General features: G+C 72.2%; 7 protein-coding genes. 6 read left to right on the forward strand and 1 reads right to left on the reverse strand.

All coding sequences use genetic code 11. The features are described from left to right. The first annotated feature begins 76 nt into the window (after positions 1 to 76). From AN218_RS13440 to AN218_RS13465, 6 genes are all read left to right on the forward strand, one after another. Complete coding sequence (locus AN218_RS13440; protein ID WP_070017078.1) at positions 77 to 841, forward strand: hypothetical protein; 765 nt, start codon at positions 77 to 79, stop codon at positions 839 to 841. 76 nt (positions 842 to 917) lie between these two features. Further along, entirely contained in the window at positions 918 to 1,562 is a 645-nt protein-coding gene (locus tag AN218_RS13445) for a hypothetical protein (protein ID WP_070017079.1), read from the forward strand. Positions 1,563 to 1,773: 211 nt separating this feature from the next. Beyond that, positions 1,774 to 2,763: a hypothetical protein gene (locus tag AN218_RS13450; protein ID WP_070017080.1), complete on the forward strand. Its 990-nt coding sequence runs from the start codon at positions 1,774 to 1,776 to the stop codon at positions 2,761 to 2,763. 85 nt (positions 2,764 to 2,848) lie between these two features. Further along, the gene (locus AN218_RS13455) at positions 2,849 to 3,598 is read left to right on the forward strand and encodes a hypothetical protein (protein ID WP_141747567.1); all 750 of its coding nucleotides are present in this window, start codon (positions 2,849 to 2,851) and stop codon (positions 3,596 to 3,598) included. Between the two features lie 482 nt (positions 3,599 to 4,080). Continuing rightward, entirely contained in the window at positions 4,081 to 4,713 is a 633-nt protein-coding gene (locus tag AN218_RS13460; RefSeq protein WP_070017082.1) for a hypothetical protein, read from the forward strand. A 115-nt stretch (positions 4,714 to 4,828) separates the two neighbouring features. After that, a complete protein-coding gene (locus AN218_RS13465; protein WP_070017083.1) occupies positions 4,829 to 5,062 on the forward strand; it encodes a hypothetical protein in 234 nt (77 codons plus the stop codon). Positions 5,063 to 5,271: 209 nt separating this feature from the next. Here AN218_RS13465 and AN218_RS13470 read toward each other — a convergent pair whose 3' ends face one another. Then, on the reverse strand, positions 5,272 to 6,537 hold the full coding sequence (locus tag AN218_RS13470; protein WP_070017084.1) for a M14 family zinc carboxypeptidase: 1,266 nt from the start codon (positions 6,535 to 6,537) through the stop codon (positions 5,272 to 5,274). Between the last annotated feature and the right edge of the window lie 235 nt (positions 6,538 to 6,772).

The raw sequence follows: 6,772 nt of genomic DNA on the forward strand, positions 1-6,772 counted from the left end.
CGCGCGACTCGACCCCGGCTGTCAGTGGCGAGGTTCATGCTGGTTCGTCACGGAACATCACTGCCAAGGAGGCGCCATGGCACACGAGTTGAACCCCGACGGGCGGCGTACGGTCCCCGGCGCCACCGTCCCGCCCGGCTGGACCGCGATCACCGTCCCGCCGGTACCCGAAGGCAAGCGCTCCGGATGGCGGCGCACCGTCGACGCCGCCGAACCCGGCGCCACGGGAACAGAGGCACTGCCCGGGAACTGGCTCACGCCCGGCGACGCGGTCGCCCTCCCGGCCGGCACCGTGCTGCTGCTCGCCGACAAGGCCGCGACCGGAACCGACCACGCCTACCAGACCGCCCGTGCCTACACGACCGAGGACGCGACCGTCCGCGCCGAACTCCTCACCTCCAACGGCACGTTGACCCTCCTGTGGGGCCCGCAGCACTTCCGCCGCTCCAGCACGGCCCTCGGCAAGACGGTCACCACGGCGCTCGCCCGCCTCCTGGAGCAGCACCCGGCACCCGGCCAGGACCGGGAGCCGATCGTCCTGGCCGAGGCCCAACGCCCCAACCGCCGCAAGGCACGGTGCTGGCGCTGCGCGCGCCCGGCCGCCCGCGGAACGGGACACCTGGTCGGACACGGCGCCGAAGCCCAGACCGAGCACTGGCCCACCTGCCCCGCCCCCGGCACACCGGACGCCTCCGAGCTGCCGCAGCCCCGACGCCGCCCGGGCTGCGACAACTGCGACCGCTCCGGCCGCTCCCACGAAGCCGTCGACTCCAGCGGCATCCCCGGCCGCGTCTGCGGCCGCTGCTCAGGGATGCCCTCCTACCTGCTCTCCTTCGCCTGAAGGAGACCGCCCGTACGCCGGACCGCCGCCCCGCAGCTCCTCGGCATCGCCACGCAACCCTAGAAAGAGGCCCTCCGTGCTCGACGAGACCTACCTCGAAACCCTGTGCACCCACCTGGCGGGCGGCGGTCCACCTCCCGGGCAGTGGACCCGCCACGCCCAGCGCTGGACCTACCACCGCGGCAGGAACGGGACGATCCTCACCCCCGACCCACTCTCCTTCGCCAACGCCGTCGGCGACGCAGGCCTGCCGCTGCCGCCCGACCGACCATCCGCCGACCAGGCCTTCGACGAGCAGAACCTCGCGCACACCAACGCCCTGACCGCCGTGCTCGCCGTCCACGCCGTACTCGCCAAGCGCAACACCGCCGCCCCGCACCATGCCGACGCCCCCGACATCGGATACGTCCTCGGTTCGCTCGACAGCATCGCGGACCCGTCCCTGGACATCCTCGTCCAACAGCTCCAGCAGGGAAGCGTCGAAGCGTGGGGCCGACTCCTGCGGATGCTCGACGCGCACGCCACCCGCAGGACCCAGACGGACCTGCGCACCGTCGCCGCCCTCGCCTACACCCCGTCCGGTCGGCCACCTCAAGCTCTCCGCAGCAACCCCACGGGCCACTGGCAGGCCGCCTTCCAGCACGACCGGGTCTTCCGCCCCGTCGCCCAGGTCGCGATGAGCCTCGCCCGCGCCCGCCACACCGCACACGAATCCCTGTAACCGTCCCGCCCCCTCCCGACCGCCTCGCACCGGCCCATCGCCAGCGCCCCTGCCCTCGCCTGAACCCAGGAGAACGTCATGCCGACGCCACCCCGCCCCTACGCCGACCGCGTCGCTTCCCGCGAGGCCGCCGTCCAGGGCGGAGACCGCACCAGCGCCTCCTGGTGGCTCCAGCACTGACCAACCCGCCCCGCATCGAAGGGAGTTGCCGATGCTGCTCGCCCCGCACCCCTTGCAGCGCTCCGGCGCCTGGACCGGCGCCCTGCTGTGCGGCCGCCCGCACCCAGATCAGATCACCGACAGCGACCTCGACACCCTCGTCGATCGCATCGCCCGCGACTGCGACCGGGCCGGCCGCCTGGAGAAGGCGGCGCCGGGCTGGGCGTGGCTGGTGCGGCTGGCCGGGATGTATCCGCAGTCGCCGCCGGTGCACCCCTCGCGCCGCAAGCACCCTGGTCCCATTGGCGACCGCGTACGGGCCTTCCTCGGCCCCGACCCCGATCCCGCGGACGTGGAGGCCGACGGCGGGAGGGTGTGGCCGTGCAAGGTGTGCGGCACTCCCGGCGCCTCCCAGCGCTGGGGCAAGGACAAATTCCCCCTGTCGGACTCCGCGCAGCACCTCAACAACTCGCTGGTCTACGGCGGCGGCTACCCCCTGTGCCGCCCCTGCCGGATCGCGTTCTGGACCCTGCCGTACGGCACCATGACCGCCCCCGGCAACCTCCATCAGAACGTCGACGTCTTCGACGAGGACACCGAGAAGGCCGTCGCCGCCGCGCACCTCGCCGTCAACGAGCGTGCTCTCGCCGAGGGGTGGACCTCATGGAAGCAGGCGCCCGCGGCCGACGACGTCCTGTGGCAGGTTCTGGCCGACCGGCCCGGTGAGCAGCCCCAGTACACGATCCTGCGCTGGACCCACGGCAACCAGCACAGCGAACTCACCCAGCTCGTCCTCGGACGCGACCGCGCCCGCCGTCTCGCCGAGCTGCACCACCGGGGTGAGGCGGAGCAGATACGCCGTGCGGCCCGCCGGGCCGCCCGCACCCACCCGGTCACCCTCGCCACCGACCCCGAGCAGCTCGATCACGCCCTGGACACCGCACCCCGATGGGCCGCCGACCAACTCCACCGCCTCGATCCCGACACACCACTCGATGCCGAGCCCACCGGAGCGCCGCACCGCGCCAAGGAGGCGACCTGATGACGCCCGTCCCCTATCCGCTGCTGCATGAACAGGAGGCATGATGGGCGCCGCGCTGCACCTCGCCCACGTCCAAGAAGCGCCGGTGAGGAAGAAACGGCCGAAGCGTACCGGAGGCGGGGACGGCGGGACGTTCGCCGAACTCGCCCGCCAGATCTACCAGGACGAGCGGGCCGACGCCCAGGCCCGGGTGCTCCTCCTCGCCACCGCCTACGCCGTGACCATGGCACCCCTCGACGACGAGACCACCGTATGGCGGGCGATCAGCGACGCCCTCACGCTCAGGGGCTGGAACCAACTCCGGGCTGTGATCCGCACCGACATACCCCGCTACGAGCGGCCCGACCGCCGCACCGACCCCCTCGACCGCCTGTGCTCCGGCCCGCGCATCCGCCCCCACCTGGACGGGCCGGACGACTTCAGGAACAAGCTCCGCGTCTGCGGCACCGTCGCGGAACGCAAGGTGGTCGTCAAGGACCCGCGTACGGGCTGGCACACCAACCGCTGGTTCTGCTCCCGACACCAAGACGAAGCCGACCGCGTACGCCAACAGGTGCGTGAACAGAACGAGTACGCCCCGGAGCCCATCCCCAACCGCGGTGGGCTGATGCCCGTCTACTTCGACTGCGACTGGGTCGAGCTGTACCGGTGGTCCGTCCGCCCCCGCCCCGAGGCATCCGCGTGGGGCGGGCAACTCTCCGAGTGGACCCCACCCACGTACGGGGTCTGCGCTGACGCCTGGCCCATCCCGGGCAAGGACCCCGTCCCCACGCGGCCCCGGTTGCGCCTCCTGGCCCCGCCACACCTTGACGACGAGACGGAGGGGACTTCGTGAACGGCCGCTGCGCCCAATGCGGAGAGCTGCGAAACGTCCGTGTACGCCGCGGAGACAAGATCAGCAACCACCGCTGTCCCAACTGCGACGTCCCGCTGCACGGTGCCGCCGCCGGCCGCGGCCGGGGCCGGTACGTGTGCCCGATCGCGGAGCGCATCACGCGAGCCCAGCAGCTCAGGGCGGCGCGCGAGAAGCGGCAGACCGGCCCGGCGACCTGGCCATCATGCGGGCGGACCTTACTCGCGAGGTTCCGCTCATCGTCATCCCCCAAAGCCACCTGGACGTCCCCGCAGCCCTCGGCACACACACCTACCCCGCCTACGGCGACCTTCACGAAGCCCTTCGCCCGTACCGGACGACCCGCTCAAGCCGCCGCACTCCCCCCGGAAGCGAACCAGACATCCGGTGACGACTCCCACGCGGAGCCGCAGCCACTGGACCACTACGCGCACCGCCGCTGACTCACGGACAGGAGATCCATCATGAAGTGGGACGCCCTGAGCAAGGACGACCAGCAGCGCGCCAAGGAGATCCGGGACGATCTCCAGGCCGCAGGGATCGCCACCACCCTCTCCCAGGTCGCGACCAACTTCGCGGAGTGCGAGCGCTGGGCCGCTGGGCACCTCGACCTCCTGGGCTTGGTACTCACCGCGAGCTGGGACGCCAGCGGGATGCACCCCATCTACCTCCGGGCCAACGATCTGAACTGGCGCGTGGCCCTGCCCCTCACGCAGTTCGAGGCCGCGTGGGAGACCGCCCGCAACGTCGGCACCGACACCCCCGGCGACCACGGCGACCACATCACGCTCTCCATCCGCACCAAAAGCGGCGACCTGCTTGCCCGGAACTACCCCGTGATCAAGGTCCGGCTGCGCCGTGGGAAGACCGTCCGGCAGATCCTCCTCGGCGCCCGCACAGAAGAGCAGCGCGGCCTCACCACCGTCCTGATCCCCGTCGGCGGCCCCCTCATCCGCCATCTCGCGCCGTGCGCCTGGTGCGCCACCAACAGCGGCACGATCCTGCGCAAGGACACGGCGGGCAACCGCGGATTCGTCTGCGAGGACGACGAGAAACACGCTGCCTTCACCCGGCGTCCCTTTCCCGCCTCGTGGTAAGAGCGACGGCCCGGAGAGCCTGCAAGCGCAGCGCACCACCGGCGAGTTTTCAACAGATCACCGACACGTAAGCCGGCGGACGCCGACCGGCGCGGAAGGGAGGAAGGAAAGCTTCATGGCGCCCACCTCCCCGCATCGACGACGGCCGACGCCGGACTCGGCGGAGCTGACTGCGGAGCAGCAGGCACTCCGTACGGCCGAGGACGTCCTCGGCCGCCAGCGGTGCCCGGAGGCGATCGCCGCGAGCCTGCGCCGCCTGGCCCTCGCCCCGCCCAACTGCCCGCTGCGCGGCGGGCAGCAAGGGCCGTCGCGAACCGCCGCTGCCCATGTCGCTGCGGCCGGTACGTGAGCCCGATCGAGAAGCGCGTCGTCCCCTTCGGTCAGGCTCACGTACCGCTCGACGCCTACCGTTGACCCGCGCCAGGCCGGTGTGGGCTGCTGGAGAACCTCTCGTCCGTACGCGTGGCGCGAAGCGGGGCCCCGGGCAGATGCCGTGATCTGCTCGGGGCCCCGCCGCGTCCGTGTGAGTCCTTGCCCCGCTTCGGCCCAGCCTGGGCGCTACGTCGTGGCGGGCGCCGGCCCCAGCGTGGCCGCGCCGAGGGCGAGATCCAGTTGCAGCGCGACGGCCGTGCGAAGCGGTACCGGTCGCGGACGGAGTATCTGTTCGGCCTCGTCGCACCAGGTCTGGAGCAGGGAGTGCATCTCCCGTACGTCGGCGGCGAGTTCCGCGTCCCGTGGATGGATGCGGTGCTGGTGGGACAGCTCCTGGGCGAGCATCCCGGCCGTGCGCAGCGGCAGCAAGTGGGCGCAGTCGCGGGTGCTCCCCGTGGCGGGGGCGGGGGAGCGGGACCAGGCGGTACGGATGGCGTGCAGGACGTTGAGTGTGTCGAGGACGGCGTCCGCGTACGGGGAGGTGCCCGGGGTGCAGCGGTCGGCGTACGGCTTCAGCGCGGTGCATGCCTCCTCCAGCCGGGCGGCCGCGTCCTGCGGCGTGAGCGTCCCGGATGTGCCGGTCCAGGCCGGGACTTCGGGGAGCAGAGCGAACGTGCCCAGTTCACGGGCGAGCTGAACGCTGTGTAGGCGGCGGGCGGTGGGGGCGGGCGGCGGCATGCGGTAGACGCCGTCGTCGAGGCGTTCCCATTCGTCGAGGGCGGCGTCGGCCGGTGCCGGTTCCACGGGGACTTTGTGGCGTGCGGCCGCCTCGTGCAGCAGGGCGGGGAGGGCCGGTGCGGGGTGGGAGGTGAGGAGGAACGTGCCGCCCAGATCGGCGTTGTGCAGGGAGCACATGACGTCGGGACGCAGGCCGGTGAGGAGAGCGGCGAGGGTTTCGGTCTCTGGGAGGTCGGCTGGCCCGGAGCGGGGGAGAGCCATTTCGGGCTGCTGGGCGCGGGCGGGGCGGAAGAAGCCGCGGTGGTAGCTGGTGAAGTCCGGGGACAGGGAGGCCGCGGTCCACAGCTCGTTGCGGGCGGCGCCGTCCGGGTCGAGGAACGGCAGCAGGTGCCAGGTCGCGGTTTCGCGCAGCGCGGGGTCCCGCGCGAGTAAGCCGGCGAGGCTCAGGACGGTGGCGGCCCCGACGGGCTCGTTGGGGTGGGGTCCGCCGATCACGAGGATCTGCCGCTGGCCGTTGCCGATGACGCCGAGTTCCAGCGTCCGCCCGCCGCGGGAGGTTCCGGCCTCGGTGAGGTGCCCGCCGGCGCGTGCGGTGAGGTAGGCGAGGTGACGGCGGGCGGCGGCGACGGTGCGGGATGCGGCGAGGTCCTCATCGGGCGTAGGGCCGTTCAGAAGCCTCTCGGCGTGGGGGAGCGGGGCAGGGAAGTGCGGCACGGAGCCCTCCAGAAAACGCGTATGCGCAATTGAATTGCCGTATACGGCTATGGGAGACTAGTCGAGTCCCCACTGGGGAGCACACCGAACGCCTCCAACCGGCAAGGAGCCGACATGTTCGAGATCCGCGAGCTGACCCAGGACGAGACCAGCGAGACCACCGTCAACGCCGCCTGACCAACCCGCGAACCAACTCCGAATCCGCGGCCCGGCCCCTCTTCCCCCGAGGGGCCGG

Origin of the sequence: Streptomyces nanshensis (genome assembly GCF_001751255.1) — a bacterium.
Taxonomy (GTDB): Bacteria; Actinomycetota; Actinomycetes; order Streptomycetales; family Streptomycetaceae; genus Streptomyces; species Streptomyces nanshensis_A.

Excerpts from the sequence above, each read along its gene's own strand:
- AN218_RS13440 (WP_070017078.1), top strand. The coding sequence starts at position 77 with ATGGCACACGAGTTGAACCCCGACGGGCGGCGTACGGTCCCCGGCGCC.
- AN218_RS13460 (WP_070017082.1), top strand. The coding sequence starts at position 4,081 with ATGAAGTGGGACGCCCTGAGCAAGGACGACCAGCAGCGCGCCAAGGAG.
- AN218_RS13450 (WP_070017080.1), top strand. The coding sequence starts at position 1,774 with ATGCTGCTCGCCCCGCACCCCTTGCAGCGCTCCGGCGCCTGGACCGGC.
- AN218_RS13465 (WP_070017083.1), top strand. The coding sequence starts at position 4,829 with ATGGCGCCCACCTCCCCGCATCGACGACGGCCGACGCCGGACTCGGCG.